At 41.1% G+C, this 17886-nt stretch carries 16 protein-coding genes; 4 read left to right on the forward strand and 12 right to left on the reverse strand.

The window, feature by feature from the left end:
- Positions 1–196 precede the first annotated feature (196 nt).
- A complete protein-coding gene (locus tag C4B60_RS02160) occupies positions 197–841 on the reverse strand; it encodes a YkyA family protein (protein WP_167578552.1) in 645 nt (214 codons plus the stop codon).
- 187 nt (positions 842–1028) lie between these two features.
- Here C4B60_RS02160 and def point away from each other — a divergent pair, with 187 nt between their 5' ends.
- From def to rnjA, 3 genes are all read left to right on the forward strand, one after another.
- Positions 1029–1583, forward strand: coding sequence for a peptide deformylase (def, locus tag C4B60_RS02165; RefSeq protein WP_104056267.1), 555 nt, complete (start codon positions 1029–1031; stop codon positions 1581–1583).
- A 428-nt stretch (positions 1584–2011) separates the two neighbouring features.
- Positions 2012–2221: a DNA-dependent RNA polymerase subunit epsilon gene (locus C4B60_RS02170; RefSeq protein WP_104056269.1), complete on the forward strand. Its 210-nt coding sequence runs from the start codon at positions 2012–2014 to the stop codon at positions 2219–2221.
- A 3-nt stretch (positions 2222–2224) separates the two neighbouring features.
- A complete protein-coding gene (gene rnjA / locus C4B60_RS02175; RefSeq protein ID WP_104056271.1) occupies positions 2225–3892 on the forward strand; it encodes a ribonuclease J1 in 1668 nt (555 codons plus the stop codon).
- Positions 3893–3942: 50 nt separating this feature from the next.
- Here rnjA and C4B60_RS02180 read toward each other — a convergent pair whose 3' ends face one another.
- From C4B60_RS02180 to C4B60_RS02205, 6 genes are all read right to left on the reverse strand, one after another.
- Positions 3943–4608, reverse strand: a complete 666-nt coding sequence (locus C4B60_RS02180; RefSeq protein ID WP_104056274.1) for a potassium channel family protein — start codon at positions 4606–4608, stop codon at positions 3943–3945.
- Positions 4609–4677: 69 nt separating this feature from the next.
- The gene (locus C4B60_RS02185) at positions 4678–5691 is read right to left on the reverse strand and encodes a cytochrome d ubiquinol oxidase subunit II (protein WP_104056276.1); all 1014 of its coding nucleotides are present in this window, start codon (positions 5689–5691) and stop codon (positions 4678–4680) included.
- A gap of 76 nt (positions 5692–5767) precedes the next feature.
- On the reverse strand, positions 5768–7108 hold the full coding sequence (locus tag C4B60_RS02190; protein ID WP_104056645.1) for a cytochrome ubiquinol oxidase subunit I: 1341 nt from the start codon (positions 7106–7108) through the stop codon (positions 5768–5770).
- A 211-nt stretch (positions 7109–7319) separates the two neighbouring features.
- On the reverse strand, positions 7320–9140 hold the full coding sequence (locus C4B60_RS02195) for an ABC transporter ATP-binding protein (protein ID WP_104056278.1): 1821 nt from the start codon (positions 9138–9140) through the stop codon (positions 7320–7322).
- A gap of 4 nt (positions 9141–9144) precedes the next feature.
- Entirely contained in the window at positions 9145–10905 is a 1761-nt protein-coding gene (locus C4B60_RS02200) for an ABC transporter ATP-binding protein (RefSeq protein ID WP_104056280.1), read from the reverse strand.
- Between the two features lie 187 nt (positions 10906–11092).
- Complete coding sequence (locus C4B60_RS02205) at positions 11093–11635, reverse strand: peroxiredoxin (protein ID WP_104056282.1); 543 nt, start codon at positions 11633–11635, stop codon at positions 11093–11095.
- 240 nt (positions 11636–11875) lie between these two features.
- Between C4B60_RS02205 and C4B60_RS02210 the strand changes: the two genes are divergently transcribed.
- The gene (locus tag C4B60_RS02210) at positions 11876–12733 is read left to right on the forward strand and encodes a mechanosensitive ion channel family protein (RefSeq protein ID WP_245153846.1); all 858 of its coding nucleotides are present in this window, start codon (positions 11876–11878) and stop codon (positions 12731–12733) included.
- Between the two features lie 210 nt (positions 12734–12943).
- On the opposite strand, the gene C4B60_RS02215 is transcribed toward C4B60_RS02210, so the two are convergent.
- From C4B60_RS02215 to cbpB, 5 genes are all read right to left on the reverse strand, one after another.
- A complete protein-coding gene (locus C4B60_RS02215; protein ID WP_104056285.1) occupies positions 12944–14053 on the reverse strand; it encodes an N-acetyldiaminopimelate deacetylase in 1110 nt (369 codons plus the stop codon).
- Positions 14054–14159: 106 nt separating this feature from the next.
- Positions 14160–14873: a 2,3,4,5-tetrahydropyridine-2,6-dicarboxylate N-acetyltransferase gene (dapD, locus tag C4B60_RS02220; RefSeq protein ID WP_104056287.1), complete on the reverse strand. Its 714-nt coding sequence runs from the start codon at positions 14871–14873 to the stop codon at positions 14160–14162.
- 89 nt (positions 14874–14962) lie between these two features.
- Positions 14963–15850 carry a transcriptional regulator CcpC gene (locus C4B60_RS02225; RefSeq protein WP_104056290.1) on the reverse strand — a complete coding sequence of 296 codons (888 nt, stop codon included), beginning with the start codon at positions 15848–15850 and terminating at the stop codon, positions 14963–14965.
- Positions 15851–15863: 13 nt separating this feature from the next.
- Positions 15864–17369, reverse strand: a complete 1506-nt coding sequence (locus C4B60_RS02230) for an MDR family MFS transporter (RefSeq protein ID WP_104056292.1) — start codon at positions 17367–17369, stop codon at positions 15864–15866.
- Positions 17370–17384: 15 nt separating this feature from the next.
- Entirely contained in the window at positions 17385–17834 is a 450-nt protein-coding gene (cbpB, locus tag C4B60_RS02235; protein WP_104056294.1) for a cyclic-di-AMP-binding protein CbpB, read from the reverse strand.
- Between the last annotated feature and the right edge of the window lie 52 nt (positions 17835–17886).

The raw sequence follows: 17886 nt of genomic DNA on the forward strand, positions 1-17886 counted from the left end.
CAGTAAACTGTTATATGGCTGTCAGTTTATCCCCTCCCGTGTAGTTTTTAAGAATGAGTCATTTGCTTTTGTCCAGGAATAGGTTAAGATTCGTTTTCTTCATTCATAATAGGTATCCTGTTTTAATAAACTTGGAATACCTCTCCTCTAATTGTGCCCTGACCTTCCCCAAAACTAAAAAAAAGAGCAGGTATCCCTACTCTTCTTCACTCGTCATTTCAAAGTATTCGGTTTTTAAGGAATTGTATTCATCGGTGAGTGCATTAAACGTTTCATTTGTCTCTGCAATTAATTCATACTGACCGTTCACTTTTTCGATATGCGCTTCCAAATCCTCAAGTGCAAGCTCCTGATCCTGAAGCAGGTTATAAAGCTCGCGGTCTAATGTAATGGCTTCGTTATATTGAGAAACCAGCTCCCCATGCACCTGATAGCGTTCGTTCATGACATCTACCATATTTTCTACATGAGTTCTTACATTTTCATCTTCAACATCCTGAACATGTTCACCAACAGATTCGAATTCTTCTTTTGCTTCTTCAATTGATTCTGTTTCAACTGTTAACTGTTCTTCACGCTGGTCGAGGTTTTCCAGTGCTTCATTAGCATAGCCCTCTATTTGCTCAAACTCTTCTATGCTTAATGCCATAATATTATCAAATAATTCCTGTTCTTCCTGTTCCAGTTCCTTAATAGGCTGCTGGGAATCAACAAAGCCCTGTTCTTTCTCGACAGTAGAATTTAATATACCGCCAATCTCCTCTTCAGGTGATCCTCCAAAGACACACCCGGCTACTAAAAGAGAAGGTAATATTGCACCTGCTAATATGGATTTTCTCACGATTCTATGTACCCCCTTGAGATAATGACAATTATTATAATATCGATGATTATATGATTAAGCAATGATTTTATAGGATATTACTGGTTTTTCTGTTTCAGGATTTCCGTTTTGTTTATTTTTTTCTGATTAATTCTTTGATATGATTACACTAATTGATTTTAAGTAATAGCAGGAGGATCTGAATATGATTAAGATGGAAGATATAATCCGGGAAGGGCACCCTACTTTAAGGCAGGTTGCTAAAGAGGTCCCGCTTCCTCCCTCAGAAGAGGACCGAAAAATTTTAAAAGAGCTGCTTGAATATGTTATAAACAGCCAGAACACTGAGGTCGCTGAGAAATACGGCTTGCGTCCCGGCATCGGTCTTGCAGCTCCGCAAATCAATATCTCGAAAAGAATGTTTGCTGTTCATCTTGAGGACGGACCAGGACGTCAGCACAGCTACGCCCTTTTTAATCCGAAGGTTGTCAGTCACTCTGTTGAAAAAACATTTTTGACCTCCGGTGAAGGCTGTTTATCAGTGGATAGAAACATCCCCGGCTATGTTCCGCGGTATTCCCGTGTTACTTTAACCGGTTTTGATATTGATGGAAAACCGGTTAAACTGCGCCTTAAGGGACTTGCCGCTATCGCAGTCCAACATGAGCTCGATCATTTAAATGGGGTTATGTTTTATGATTATATTAATCCAAATGATCCTTTTTTCGAGCCCGAGAATTCTGTCCCGATTGAAAGATAAGCTGTCCGTATAGCCTGCTAACAAGTTCCTTCATTAATATACTTGCAATTGAAAATACCAAAAGCTTACTATAGCCTAAAAACCTGTGATCCCTTACATTCCAGCTTTTAATGTCAAGAAGCTCGTCTTTACAGATTGCCCGATAAAAGGTATGATATGGGTAAGGAGTGATCCGCAATGTTGAAGAAGCTACGAAAAAAGCTTGCACGACAGTGGAGAGACATGCTACGGAAGAAGACGATCGCCTAAGCCCCTGCAAAGCCCTCCAATTTGGGAGGGCTGTTCTTTTGTTTAAAGAGCCAGGTTATAAACTGCAGGAAAATGGTAATAACAGTACTATTAGTGCTTACCCAAATTAAATAAACGTGAAAAGCAGAGATGCTCTTTCGCCTTAAATAAGTTTGAAAAATTGAAGGAGAGATTAAAAGATGATTTATAAAGTTTATTATCAAGAAAGCGCAACTGAAGTACCTGTAAGAGAGAAAACACAGACACTCTATTTAGAAGCTGACTCTGAAATGGACGTGCGGTTAAAACTTAAAAACAGAAACTACAACATCGAGCTTGTTCAAAAATTAGAGGGCAAATATCTTGAATACGAGCAAAATCATGAGAACTACCGTTTGGAGCAGCTTTAACCAATGAAATTTGTAAAGAATGACCAGACCGCTGTGTTTGCCCTCGGCGGGATGGGTGAAATCGGAAAAAATACGTATGGGGTTCAGTTCCAGGATGAAATAATTCTGATTGACGCCGGAATTAAATTCCCGGAGGACGAGCTATTAGGAATAGATTACGTAATTCCTGATTATACGTACCTCGAACGAAATATTGATAAAATTAAAGGGTTATTTATTACGCATGGTCATGAGGATCATATAGGCGGGATTCCCTACCTGCTGCGCAAGGTGAATATCCCTGTCTATGGAGGAAAACTTGCTTTAGGGCTTTTGAAAAACAAGCTTGAAGAGCATGGCCTTTTGCGAAATGCCAAGCTTCATCCAATCGGTGAAGATGATGTAATTAAATTTCGCAAAACAGCTGTAAGCTTCTTTAGAACGACTCACAGCATTCCCGATTCATATGGGGTTGTAGTAAAAACACCGCCAGGAAATATTGTTCACACAGGTGACTTTAAATTTGATTTTACACCTGTAGGCGAGCCTGCTAATTTAACTAAAATGGCCGAAATCGGCAAGGAAGGAGTCTTAGCTCTTCTTTCAGACAGTACGAATAGTGAGGTTCCTAATTTCACTATGTCAGAACGTAAAGTCGGAGAAAGCATTGATGACATTTTCCGAAAAGTAAATGGCAGAATTATTTTTGCTACATTTGCTTCAAATATTTATCGTCTGCAGCAGGTAACAGAAGCTGCAGTTAAGCACGGCAGAAAGGTTGCGGTGTTTGGAAGAAGCATGGAAAATGCGATTGGCATCGGACATGAGCTGGGGTATATTAATGCTCCCAAGGACACGTTTGTCGATGCCCATACATTAAACAGACTTCCCGCAGATAAAGTGGTCATTTTGTGTACCGGAAGCCAGGGAGAGCCAATGGCTGCCCTATCCCGTATAGCAAATGGCACACATCGCCAAATTCAAATTATTCCTGGGGATACTGTCGTATTTTCTTCATCTCCTATCCCGGGTAACACGATCAGTGTAAACCGCACGATTAATCTTCTATACCGTGCAGGCGCTGATGTAGTCCATGGACCATTAAGTAATATTCATACTTCAGGTCATGGTTCTCAGGAAGAACAAAAGCTGATGATCCGTTTAATTCAGCCAAAGTTTTTTGTCCCGATTCACGGTGAATTCCGAATGCAGAAAATGCACGTGAACCTTGCAGTGGATTGTGATGTTCCAGAGGAAAATTGCTTTGTAATGGACAATGGTGACGTACTTGCTTTGAGCAGCGATGAGGCAAATGTAGCCGGGAAAATTCCTTCGGGATCTGTTTATATCGACGGGAGCGGCATAGGGGATATTGGTAATATCGTCCTTCGTGACCGCCGGATTCTATCAGAAGAAGGACTGGTTGTAGTAGTGGTCAGTATTAATATGAAGGATCACCGGATTGCCTCCGGACCAGATCTTATTTCTAGAGGATTTGTTTACATGCGGGAGTCAGGCGAGTTGATTCATCAGGCGCAATCTCTCCTTAACAAACATCTGAATAAGGTCCTTAGCAAAAAAACAAGTCAATGGTCTGAAATAAAAAACGAAATTAATGATACACTCGAGCCTTTCCTTTATGAAAGAACAAAACGCCGTCCGATGATTTTACCGATCATCATGGAGGTATAATAATAAAAGGATCCCCCGCTTTTTTGCGGAGGATCCTTTTTAATGTTTAGTCAGGAGCTTTGCATTACTTTCTTTTCGAATCGGTTAATATCTGTATCTGCTCCAATAACTATCAGAATATCTTCCTTTTGAATTTCATCAGTTGCCTGAGGAGATACGATAATATCATCTTTTCTTTTTATTGCCACAATATTAATTCCATATTGGGCCCTGATATCCAGTCCAATAATGGTATTTCCGATTAAATGGTCATTCGCTACAATCTCAACTATGGAATGTTCATCAGAAAGCTCAAGATAATCAAGCACATTGTTCGATACTATGTTGTGGGCGATTCTTTTTCCCATATCACGTTCTGGGTGAACGACCTTGTCCGCCCCTATTCGCCTTAAAACCTTCTCATGATAATCATTTTGAGCTTTCACAGTGATCTTTTTTACGCCAATTTCTTTAAGCATCAGGGTAGTCAAAATGCTTGCTTGAATATCGTCCCCGATCGCTACAATAACATGGTCAAAATTCCGGATTCCAAGACTCCTGAGGACGGATTCATCAGTAGAGTCAGCCATTACAGCGTGTGTAGCGATATTGGCGAACTGATCTATTTTATCTTCGAATTTATCAATAGCCATTACGTCCATGCCTTGTTCAATCAGCTCTCTTACAATACTTCCGCCAAAGCGCCCTAATCCGATTACAACAAACTCTTTTTTCACGCTAATTCCCCCATACCAAGCTCTTTTCGTATCTCCCATTTTATCATAGAACTTGAAAAGCGATAGCGATTATTTCTTTCCTTTGATATAATCTGCATCGAACAGGAATAAACGCATGAGTAAAAACAGAGACGGGATTAAAAGAAGCAGACCGGCGATAAAGACGATCACCAGAGCTGTTCCCATTGTTTCGTTCACGACACTGCCTTCGATCGTTACATACGGATAGATGATATACGGAAGATGCGAAGCCCCATAGCCAAAGAAAGCAAAAAAGAACTGAAGCATCACTGAAATAAACGCAAGTCCATACATCTTTTTAAAGTAGACCAGTGCGGTGGCAATTGCAAAAAACAGGAAGGATAATCCGAACATCCACCATAAATCAAGTGCATTTTCAAAGTGCCCTGGGTTATGCCGCCTTAATCCGATAAAAACAAGGAAACTCGCTATAATTGTAGGAGCGCTCCAGAATAAAGAAAACTTTCTCATAATATCGCGTGAGGCATTGTCTTCTGCACGGTTGGCATAATAGGTTAAAAAGCTTGCACTTATATAGAGCACTGAAACAATTGCAAGGAAAACAACACTCCAGGAATAAGGGCTTGTAAATAATTCTTTTGCAAGGAATTCAACCCCATTATCCGTTACGTTAAGATACCCGCCTTCTGAAATTGTCAGCGCTGTGGATAATGACGCCGGAATCAACAAGCCGGTTGCTCCGTATAGAAACAGGAAAAACGTATTATTACTGACTCCATAGTTTCCGAATGCATAAAAAGCTCCACGAATTGAAAGGAGAATAATTGCTACACTCCCCGGCAGCAGTAAAGCTGTACCTAAATAGTACGCTGTGTCCGGAAAGAATCCAATCAGCCCTACAAAGAAAAAGACAAAAAATACGTTGGTTACTTCCCATACAGGTGATAAGTAACGACTGATTAATTTACTCATAATGTGCTCTCGCTTCGTAATTCTCGCATAATAAGCAAAAAATCCTGCCCCAAAATCAATCGAAGCAACAATTAAATATCCGTATAAAAAGATCCACAATACTGTAATACCTAATACCTCTAAGCTCATGGTCAGCCTCCTTAGTAAAGATCAACTGTAAACGGTTTTAAAGGAAAAGGGTGAGGAATGCCCTCACCCTATCAAATTAATCAATGGTTCCGTTTGGATAGCGTTTTTCAACTTCTGCTTCTGGCGGTCTGTTTTTGAACATTTTGATCAGAACAGTTACACAGAAAACAGCAAGAACGCCATACAGCAGCAGGAACATCGCTAAAGCAATTCCGACATCCCCTGAGGTAGTTGCTCCTTCTTCTACTCGCATGTATCCTCTTAAAATCCACGGCTGTCGTCCAACCTCAGCCAGGACCCATCCACATTCAATGGCGATCATTGCCAGCGGGCCGCTTGCTACAATCCCCCATAACAGCGGTTTATTCCATTCATTAAATCGCTTAAACAGCATTAGGATGATAAAGACCCCCGCAATCAATAAGGAGTACATGCCTATCCCGACCATAATATCAAATGCATAATGCACCCAAAGAGGCGGCTGTTCATCCTCAGGAAATTCATTTAGCCCGGTAACCTCTGTGTCAAATGAATTACCTGCAAGGAAGCTGAGCATTCCGGGAATCCGGATTGCATTGCTTATCTCTCTGTCCTCATTAATAGTGCCAAATAAAATTAAGTCAGCGTTTGTTTCAGTTTCAAAATGCCATTCAGCAGCTGCCAGCTTTTCAGGCTGATGTTCTGCTAAATATTTAGCAGATAAATCCCCTGCCAATGCTGTACCTGCAGCAAAGACCAGACCTGCAATCATCGTTATTCTTAGTGCCTTCTTATGATATTCAGTGCCCTTTTTCCGCAAAATAGCAAAAGCCGTAATCGCAGCTAATATGAAGGCTGCAGTCATGTACGCAGACATAACTACATGAAAAACCTTCGGCCATGTGGCTGGATTAAACATTGCCGCTAAAGGATCAATATTAACTGTTTCTCCATTCACAAGCTCAAAGCCTTGCGGGAAGTTCATAAAAGCGTTGACCGATGTAATAAAGAATGCTGACAATGTCGAGCCGATCACAATTGGGATTGTTAACAGCCAGTGAAGCCAGCGATTTTTAAAACGGTCCCATGTATATAAGTAAATGCCTAAAAATATTGCTTCAAAAAAGAATGCGAAAGTCTCCATAAACAATGGCAAAGCGATAACCTGACCGGCTAATTGCATAAAGCTTGGCCATAGTAACGATAATTGCAATCCGATCGCTGTACCTGTTACAACCCCGACAGCTACAGTAATGGTGTACCCTCTTGCCCATCGTCTGGCGAGAATTAAAAGCTGAGGATCCTTTCGTTTTATTCCCAGAAATTCTGCCAGCATGATGAATATAGGAATACCAACACCAATTGTGGCAAATATGGCATGGAACATTAAGGTGCTTGCTGTTAGTATGCGACTTAGCGTTGCGCTATCTAATTCCACCAAGAACTTTCCCTCCTTAAGACTTGCTTATCTGATATATTAACTATATCACTACAATACCTTTATTATAAAATATTAAGGTAGTTTGTGATCCATTGAACATGAACTTTTTGTGACATACTTCACAAACTTTTATGTCAATAAATGATTTTAAGGAATTATTCATTGCATTTAAAAACCCTTTAGTCTTTTGACTAAAGGGTTTCTTTCTCTATAAAGCCTCAAGCATGGCAAATTGTGACTGAACCAGCTTATGATAAATGCCGTTTTGCAGCATTAACTCATGATGATTTCCATATTCCATAAGCCGCCCGTGATCAAGCACATATATCCGGTCAGCATCACGAATCGTTGATAACCGGTGGGCAATAATAATGGCTGTTCTGCCCTTCAATAAGGTAGTCAACGCCTGTTGGATCTGGACCTCGGTTTCCGTATCAATCGAAGCGGTCGCCTCATCGAGAATGATGATCCGGGGATCAGCTAGCAGCGCCCGTGCAAACGATATCAGCTGTCTTTCTCCAACTGATAAAATATTACCTCTTTCTTCTACTTCCGTGTCATATCCATTTGGCAGCTTTTTAATAAAGCCATCTGCCCCTACTGCCTTAGATGCATCCATTATTTGCTCATCGGTTGCGTGGGGATGACCAAATCGGATATTATCCTTAATCGTCCCGGAAAAAATGAATGTATCCTGCAGCACAATCGAAATTTGCGATCTTAGACTCCTTAGAGAAATATCCCGCAGATCATGCCCATCCATTTTTATTTTACCTCCTGTTGGATCATAAAAACGGGTAATCATGTTGGCAATTGTTGTTTTTCCTGAGCCCGTATGGCCGACAAGCGCAATGGTTTCCCCAGCTTTTATATCTAATGAAACAGAATCCAGTGCTTTACGGTCATTTGAATAAGAAAAATCGACCTTTTCAAAGGTGATATCACCCTGGATTTGCTTTATCGTTTTCGCATTTTTATTTTCTGCTACATTCGGCTGCTCATCCAGAAATTCAAATATCCTTTCAGATGAAGCCATTCCCATTAAAAGCTGGTTATACACCATTCCCAGTCTCGAAATAGGCTCCCAGAACATCCCTAATAAAAAGGCAAAGGTGACTAGCTCACCAAGCGCCAGTTTGTCAGCCTGAATAAGCGAGGCACCGTACCAGATTAAAATGGCTGAACCGACTGCATTAGTCATTTCCACTAACGGCCGAAATGTAGCATTTTTCTTTGTCGCCTCTCTCCAGCTCTCAAAGTTTTCCGTATTCACCCCGTTAAAAAACTGGGCATTTTCATCTTCCTGAGTGAATGACTGTGTTACTCTCATCCCCTGCAGGCTTTCATTCAAATGTGAATTTAGCTTTGATTGCTTTAAGCGCACGGTCTGCCAGGATCTTCTTATTTGCCTTCTCAGCTTTGTTGAGAGTAAGAACATAACCGGAAGAATCACCATTACTGCGAGTGCAAGCTCCGGGCTAATGGTAAATAATATTATGAATATCCCGATCAGCATGAGAGCATCCATTAATAAATTGATAACTCCATTTGTAAATAGCTCCTGCAGTGAATTAATGTCGTTCATTATTCTTACAAGAATTGAACCTGCTGAACGCTGATCAAAAAACCGGTTGCTCAGCCATTGAACATGAGTAAAAAGATGCTTTCTTAGATCATAAATGACACTCTGACCTAAAATATTCATCCACTTAATACGGAAAATATTAGCGGCATAGTTAACAAGATACATAGCTGCTACTAATCCTACAAGGGTCATAAGCCAATTGCTGTTTCCATTTTCAATCGCATCTCCAATTACATAAATTCCGATGATGATCGGAATAACGAGCCTTATAGCCGTAGTAATCAGCACCATCAGGATGGAGAGCGGAAGAAGTTTTTTAGAATAAGGCTTCAGGTATCGCAGAAGTCTCCACAGCTGCATCCAGTTAAATGGTTTTTCAATGACCTGATCAGTTGAGTACTGGAAGCGGTTCATCACCTGATTTTTCTGTTCCTGAGTTTTCATGCTCTCACCTCGCTTCAGGTTGCGGCTGCAACACTTTCTTTTGGTCCTTATATTGAATATTAAAGATTCTTTGGTATTGACCCTGTTCATGAATTAAACTGTCATGTGTTCCTCTGTTTGTAATTTTCCCATTTTCAAAAACCAGAATCTCGTCAGCATGTTTTAATGAAGAAATTCTGTGGGCAATAATAAAGGTTGTTCTCCCCTTCATTACCTCTGAAAGGGCCTTTTGTATATTGATTTCTGTCTGCATATCCACTGCGCTTGTTGCATCATCCAGTATTAAGATGCTTGGGTCCAGACAAATCGCTCTTGCAATGGCGATTCGCTGCTTTTGACCTCCGGATAAACCAAGCCCTCTTTCACCAAGCATTGTATCGTAGCCATTTGGGAGCTCCATAATAAAATCGTGAGCCTGTGCTCTTTTTGCCGCTTCCTGAACTTTTTCCAACGACACATCGGGCCTGCCGTATGCGATATTTGCTTTGATTGTAGACGAAAACAGGAAGGACTCCTGCAGAACAAACCCTATATTTTTTCTAAGTGAAGATAAGGTATAGTCGCGTACATCGACTTCATTAATCAAAACGTTTCCTTCAGTGGCTTCGTAAAATCTAGTCATCAGCTGAGTGACACTCGTCTTCCCTGATCCTGTGGCTCCAATTAAGCCGATGGTTTTCCCGTTATCCACCTTAAAAGAAACCTGGTCCAATGCCTTTTCATCCTCTGAGGTATATTGAAGCGTTACATTATCAAAAACAACATCTCCCTTACCACTTAGTAAAGGTATGGCGTTTTCTTTATCACTAATCGCTTCATTGGCTTCTAAAATCTCCAGTAAACGTTCACCGGAAGCTTTTGATTGCGAAAACTGATTGATTGTAAATCCAAGGTTCATGATTGGCCAAATAATAAAGCCTACCAGACTGTAGAATGCTGTCAGCTCGCCGGGAGTCAATGATCCGTTAACGACCAGAGTTCCTCCGTATCCGAGAAGAAGCACGACACTGGCATTACCGAGGAACTCCATTAACGGAAAATATTTTGCCCATATTCCAGCTGTCATTATGTATTTATCTTTATAATCGCCATTCGAATCATTAAACTTACCAATTTGATGCTCTTCTCTGGATAAAGACTTCACTGTGTTAATTCCGCTTATATTTTCCTGAACATTCGTGTTCAGCTGGCCAAAGGATTTCCTTACTTTACGGAATGCCGGGTGAACTTTTTTATCAAACTGGTAAACGGCAACAGCTAAAAACGGAATCGTACACAAGGTAACGAGTGTCAGGGGAATAGAATAGTAGGCCATTACACTAATGGTAACGAGAAGCAGGAGCACCAGTCTTATTAATTCTGCAAAGCCAAATGATAAAAAGAACCGGAACATTTCCACATCAGCGGTCAAACGCGACATCAGGTCTCCGGTTTTGGCATTATCATAATATTGAAAAGGAAGGCGCTGTAATTTCGTATACAGCTTATTTCGCAAATCATAGACAGAAATAATGCCAAAAATGTCCCCATTATATTGGGATATGTAGGTTGCCACTCCCTTTATTGCCATGATGGCAACGAAACCGAGTGCAAGATACGGAACTAATGAATACCGCCCTTCCAGTATTACCTCGTCAATCGTCAGCTGCAAAATGACCGGATATACCACCGTAATCCCCGTCAGCAGGAACAGGAATACAATCGAAATAATGAAGTACCTTCGATGAGGCCAATAAAAATCTTTTAATTTTTGAAAGATGTCCATGCTCTTCCTCCTTTCACAATAAAAACACATTATTAAATATATCGGTTTTCGAAATATAATACCACTACTATTTGAATTTTTTTAAAATAAGCATTTTTCAGCTAAATGGACTATGGTCAGCTTACCTTTTCCATGCAAAAAAAGGATCAGTCTTTTGACTGATCCTTTTGCATTCATAGGAATGAGATTATAGTGTAGCTTGACCTGGCTTCCAGTTTGCAGGGCAAAGTCCGCCAGTTTGTAATGCCTGAAGGACGCGTAGTGTTTCGTCTACGTCACGGCCGATATTGTTATGGAAAACGGTTTGATATTGAAGTTCACCTTCAGGGCTGATAATAAACAGTCCGCGTAGTGCAACTCCTTCTTCTTCTATTAATACACCGTAATCACGGGAAATCTGATGATTTGTATCAGCAGCAACCGGGTAGTTAAGATCGCCAAGACCATTGTCTTTACGCTCAGTATTAATCCAAGCTAAGTGCGTGTGGATTGTATCAGTAGAAACAGCTATTACTTCAGCATCCAGATCTTCAAATTCGTCATAACGATCTGACATCGCAGTGATTTCAGTCGGGCAAACGAATGTAAAATCCATTGGATAGAAAAATAATACTGTCCATTTGTCATCCTTCATGTTTTGTTCAAGGCTTACTTTACCAAATTCTTTATTAGCAAGTACTGCGTCCATTTCAAAGCGCGGTGCTTGTCTTCCTACCATACGTTCTGCCATTGTAAATCCCTCCAAATAATTTGAATCGGTCATGAGCTTCCGTCGCTCATTGAAAATCTCACAACTCACATGATAATATAATCGACATATGTAGTCAATTATTAGCCTTATCTGATAATCATTATTAACCTGGTCTTTCTATCGCTATACGAAAAACAATGTGTTTGTTTTAAAATGGATAGGGAAAAGAAAGGAGGGATTTACAGACATTCGAGGCTGAAATGGGAAAGGGTGAGAAAATTGCAAGGAATTTTACTGTTAAGTGTAGTAAGTCAAAGACTGATCGATTATGACTGGGGTGCCCTCCTCATTACAATCGGAATAATTGCTATAAAGGTAGTTGCCATTATCATTGCATTTATTATCGTTCGAAAAATAGGCAATGGAGTCATTTCAACAACATTTGAACGATATCAGGAAAAGGAAAATGTCTCTGTAAATAGAGCAAAAACCTTAGAAGGATTAACGAAAAATGTATTTGGCTATGGCCTTATTTTTATCTTAGTTGTAACGGTGCTTCAGGTTTTTAATTATGACGTGACTGCCCTGATAGCAGGTGCCGGAATTATTGGCCTTGCCATCGGCTTTGGCGCTCAGGGTCTGGTCAGTGATGTGGTTACAGGGTTTTTCATATTGCTAGAAAAACAAATTGATGTTGGCGACTATATTACAACCGGAGAATTTTCCGGGATATGTGAAGAAGTCGGGTTAAGACAAACGAAAATCCGCGGCTTTGACGGAACACTTCATTATGTTCCAAATAGAGAAATAAACGGGATGAGCAACCACTCCAGAGGAAATATGCAGGCACTTGTTGATATTGGAATCTCCTATGACGATGACGTAAACGAGGCAATCACTGTAATGCAGTCCGTATGTGCTAAAATTGCCGCTGAAAATGATGCGATCATTGAAGGACCAGATGTTATTGGCGTGCAGGATCTGGGTGATTCTGACGTTGTGCTTCGCGTTATTGCTAAAACACGAAATATGGAGCAATGGAGTGTTGAACGGGCGCTTAGAAAAGAGATTAAGGAAGCCTTTGATCAAAATGGCATTGAAATCCCGTTTCCACATCAGGTTAACCTTACAAAGTGACTTTCAGTTAAAAAGAGTTTAGGACAGAACAATAAGTTTAAAACGTGAGGTGAACGGAGCGGAAGGTGGCGACTCCTGCGGGAGGAAGCGGGAGCTTGAGATCCACTTGCTGAAAGCAAGTTAGCTCAAGCCCCGCCCCGCGGAAAGCGTCCGCCTGAAGCGCAGTGAACCGGGTTTAGGTGGTTGAGACATATTTGTCCCAGCCCCTTTTTATTTTCTTACATACCCGCTAATTAAATCAATTGCAACAGGTATAGCTTCTTCATCTGGGTTAAGTCTTGCATGATGCAGGCCATGCTCTGAATCAACTCCCAGCCAAAACATAAAACCTGGGATTTCCTTAAGAAAATATCCAAAATCCTCGCCTGTCATAGCCTCTTTGCATTTAATTACTCTTACAGAGGTTGATGAGGCTGCATAATCCATAAACTCAGATACCAGCGCTTCATCGTTGTATACCTGATAATACGGCTGGTTAAAACCAATTGAAGCCTCACACTCAAATGCTGTTTCAATCCCCTTTACAATTGCTTCTACCCTTGATTTTAGAATGATCATCGTTTCAGGGTTTAAGGTTCTCATCGTACCGCTTAATACTGCCGTCTCAGCAATTATATTACCGACCGTTCCCGCTTCAAGCTTCCCCACAGTAACGACCCCGCTATCAAGCGGATCAACACTTCGTGAGACAATGGACTGCAGCTGTGTGATCAAATGCGCACCCGCCACAATCATATCCCTGGTTTTGTGAGGATAGGCTGCGTGACCGCCCTTCCCTCTTAGTTCAATATGCAGCTCTGAGGTATTCGCAAATAATAAGCCTGGCTTTGTTGCGATCTCCCCCACTTTATATTCCGGGGCAATATGAAGACCCATGATTTCATCAGGCCACCATTCTTTCATAATATCTGTTTTAAGCATTTCTTTTGCTCCCCCAGGCCCTTCTTCAGCAGGCTGAAACAGGAAAAGCATATTGTTTTCTATCCGGGAAGTTACAACATCCGTTAATAAACCAAGTGCAATAGACATATGAAAATCATGGCCGCATGCGTGCATGAAGCCTGGGTGTTCTGATGAAAATTCAAGTCCCGATTGTTCCATAATGGGCAGACCATCAATATCGGCGCGGTAGCCCACTGTTTTTACCGGTGCAGTTCCTTTGACGAATACAAAGATACCTGTTTCCCATTTTTTTATTTCAATATGCTCCTGCGGAAGGCTTGACAAGTAATTAAGTAAATAAGCCTGAGTTTTAAACTCCTGAAAGCCTGTTTCAGGTATTTTATGAAGCTCTCTTCTAATTCCTACGAATGGATTCATTACTACATTCACTCCTCTATTATCAAAAGCTTGGTATCATGCTGAAGTGATTCATTTTCATTGTATAAAAAGAAAGACGCAGAACAAATTCTGCGTCTTTAGTCTTTTATAGCTGACGGAGTTCTTGTTTAATTTCCGTTTTAGATTTTGTTTTTTCATCAATCTCCTTGATGACTTTAGCTGGTGTTCCTGCAACTACAGTATATGGAGGCACATCTTCAATAACGATTGCTCCAGCTGCTACAACAGCGCCTTTTCCAACAGTAACTCCTTCAAGAACAACAGCATTTGCTCCTATAACTACATCGTCTTCGACAATTACAGGCTGTGCTGAAGGTGGTTCAATCACTCCTGCAAGTACAGAACCTGCACCGATATGACAATTCTTGCCTACTGTAGCTCTGCCGCCTAACACCACGTTCATATCAATCATTGTGCCTTCTCCAATTACAGAGCCAATGTTAATAGAAGCGCCCATCATAATAACCGCGTTATCTCCGATTTCTACTTGATCACGAATGATCGCGCCCGGCTCAATACGAGCTTTTATTCCTTTTAGGTCAAGCAGAGGAATAGCTGAATTGCGTCGGTCGTTTTCAACTACATAATCTTCGATTGCAGATTTATTGCGATTGATTACCTCTGAAATTTCTGCCCATTCACCAAAAACAACACCCGATTTTTGAGACAAAAATGTTTGAACGCCTTCTCCAAAAGAAAGAGCGTCCAGGTCCACTCCTTTTAAATACACTTTAACCGGAGTAGACTTTTTAGCATTTTGTATGTAGGAAATAATTTCGTTTGCATCCATTTGTTTCATAATGATATGTCTCCCTTCGAAAATAAACTGCACATAGAATCATGCTCTTCTACTTTAACAGATAAAAGTAAACGAAAACAAGTAATTCGTTAAGGTTCAATCGTCATTTCATCCAGGTATTCCTGCACCACTTTTGAAAAGGCTTCTACCTGCGGCAATTCAAACGAAGATTGATAACCCAAAAGCCATGTATCTCTTTTAAGCGTACTGTCCTCTTCTGACTGAAGCGGTATCTTATGAATATCCCCTTCAGCTCCTGTCAGCGTTATTGACGGCAAAATAGCATAGCCAATCCCGTTTAACGCCATCTGCTTACAGGTTTCAATCTGGTCCACCAAAATGTTTTGCCTCGGTGAAATTTTAAAATGCTTATTCCACCAATCCTGAATTTCCTGATAATAGGTAGAATCACTTTTGAACTGGATAAAAGGTCTTGTCGTTTTATTTAGATCTTCAAGGCGTTCGATTTCCTTATCTACGAGGTAGAGCTGGTCCTGAAATAAGTGCATTTTCGGGCCTTTCCAATCAGGAGTCCCTCTTATAATTCCTACATGAACTTCTCCGTCGTAAACAGCCTGAAGGATCTCGCTGCTCCAGCCTGTAATAAGAGAAATTCTTGCCTGCGGGTTCGCCTCGACAAAACTCTTTAAAACTTTTGGCAGCCAATTTTGCCCGACAATCGAAGCGCAGGCAATTTTTAATGTTCCATAAACCTTTGAATCCATTAGTTGCAGCTGCTCACTGATGGATTCTTCCTTTGCCAGGATCTCTTTAGCCATTTGAACAACAACCTCTCCGGCAGGGGTTAATGTTACCCCTTTTTGAGAGCGGAGAAAAAGCTGCTGCTGCCATTCCTTTTCAATCGATTGAAGCCTCTGGGACAGGGCTGGCTGTGAGACAAATAAGCGGTCAGCTGCTTTTCTCATATTCATTTCCTGTGCCAGAATAACCAGCAGACGGTAATCAGAACGGTTCATATAGTCAAACTCCTTATGATGAGCGATCATTTTTTGGTAAAAACAAGATAAGCACCAGGCTGATTGCAGCAAACAGGAACACGACCAGGTAGACAGAATTCAATCCTGTTGTCATTGCCTGCTGTAAAACATCTAAAACAGAAGGATCCAATGATTCCCTCCCTCTTGCGGTAAGAAGTTCATTTACAGCATTTACATCAAAGCTTCTCACTTCTTCCAGGCTGCTTTCTTTAAATGAACTGCGCAGCTGAGAATTAAGAATACCTCCCAAAAGAGCTACACCTACTGTACTTCCAAGGTTTCGCATAAACATATTAGCAGCAGTTGCAGCTCCGCGCTGGTTCCACGGAACAGCACTTTGAATAGAAACTATAAAAGAGGTTGTGGTAAGGCCCATTCCAACTCCAACAAAAAAGGAAGACATTGCAGCCCACAGTGGTCCGTAGGAAGGATCCATCAGCACAAAAAAGACAGCTCCTGTTACGAGTGCGCAGCCTCCGATTAAAGAAGTCCGATAGTAACCGATTTTAATCAGCAGTCTTCCTGCGACTACGGCTGATATCGGCCAGCCGATCGACATAGCTGTTAAAGTAAAGCCCGCCACACGGGCACTTTGCTCCATCACACCTGTAACAAAAGCCGGGAGATAGCTCGATATTCCAATCAGGAGCACCCCAGTCGCGAGGGACACTACGTTAGCGATAAAAATGGATCGATTTTTCCAGATGGAAAAGGGCATCATCGGATCTTCAGCTGTGAGCTCATGCCGAATAAAGAAAGTAAGAAACATTAGGGCAGCAGCGATAAGAGCCAGGACGATCCAGGAGGTCCAGGAAACTGAGACTCCGCCTTCCACCAATAAATACAATAAAATTGTTAAGGTTGCAGTTAGAAAAGCGGCACCTTTATAGTCAACATAACGTTTCTTCTTTTCAATATCCTCTTTTAGGAAAATCCAAAGGCCGGTCAGGGACAGAATGCCAAGCGGAATATTAACCCAGAACACATATTGCCAGCCTACTGTTTCAACAAGCAGGCCGCCTATTGCCGGGCCCATAATCGCCGAAATGCCCCAAACACTTGATAAATACCCTTGAATTTTCGCCCGTTCTTCTTTTGTATAGATATCCCCTACTATTGTAGTGGCAATCGGCAGTACAGCACCAGCCCCAATACCCTGTATAAATCGAAATGCAATGAGCCACTCCATTGAAACGGCAAATCCGCACAAAATGGATCCAATTAAAAAAAGAACCATACCAAACGTCATGACAGGTCTGCGGCCAAATAAATCCGAAAGCTTACCATAGATAAGAACAGAGACTGTACTCATAAGAAGGTAAGAGGAAAAAACCCAGCTATAAAGCTGAAAGCCACCCAGATCCGCAGCAATAGCCGGCATAGCTGTTGAAACAATTGTTGCCTCAATTGCCCCAACGAACATAGCCAGCATGACGGACGCCAGAATAAACGGACGATACTTTTGTTTAATTTGTGTATTATTATCAGTTTGATCCATAAAGTTCTCCTGTAGCTACGTGCGCTGAATTTGCATATGAATATGCCTTTGAAGCTGCTTAAGCATTACCCTTCTGGTCATAATCCCCTGAAAGTAGCCATCTTTACCCATTACACATAGAAAAGGATGATCAACGAGTAAATTCAGTGCATATTGAAATTGGTCTGTCATTTTCAAATGAGGGATGTCTTTTTCCATCACTTCATCAACTCTTTTTTCATCCAACCGTTCAAATTCAATTTTCTCAAGTCCTAAAATGGAGTCGGTAATCATCTGTGTGCTGATTAATCCTTTTAAACGATAATCCATGTCGAGTACCGGTATGGCTGAATAACCGCTTTTCGTCAATAGCAGCAGTGCGTGTTCTATTGTATTGCCAGGCTGTACATGCGCTATTTTTTCTGACGGTATAACAAACTCTTTAATAGACGTTTCTAAAAAATCTTTATGATCAATAGAAATCATGTTTAATAACCCCTTTTTTCTAAAACATTCCTATTTAATCATACCACAATAA

Origin of the sequence: Jeotgalibacillus proteolyticus (assembly GCF_002926065.1) — a bacterium.
GTDB classification, from domain to species: domain Bacteria; phylum Bacillota; class Bacilli; order Bacillales; family Jeotgalibacillaceae; genus Jeotgalibacillus; species Jeotgalibacillus proteolyticus.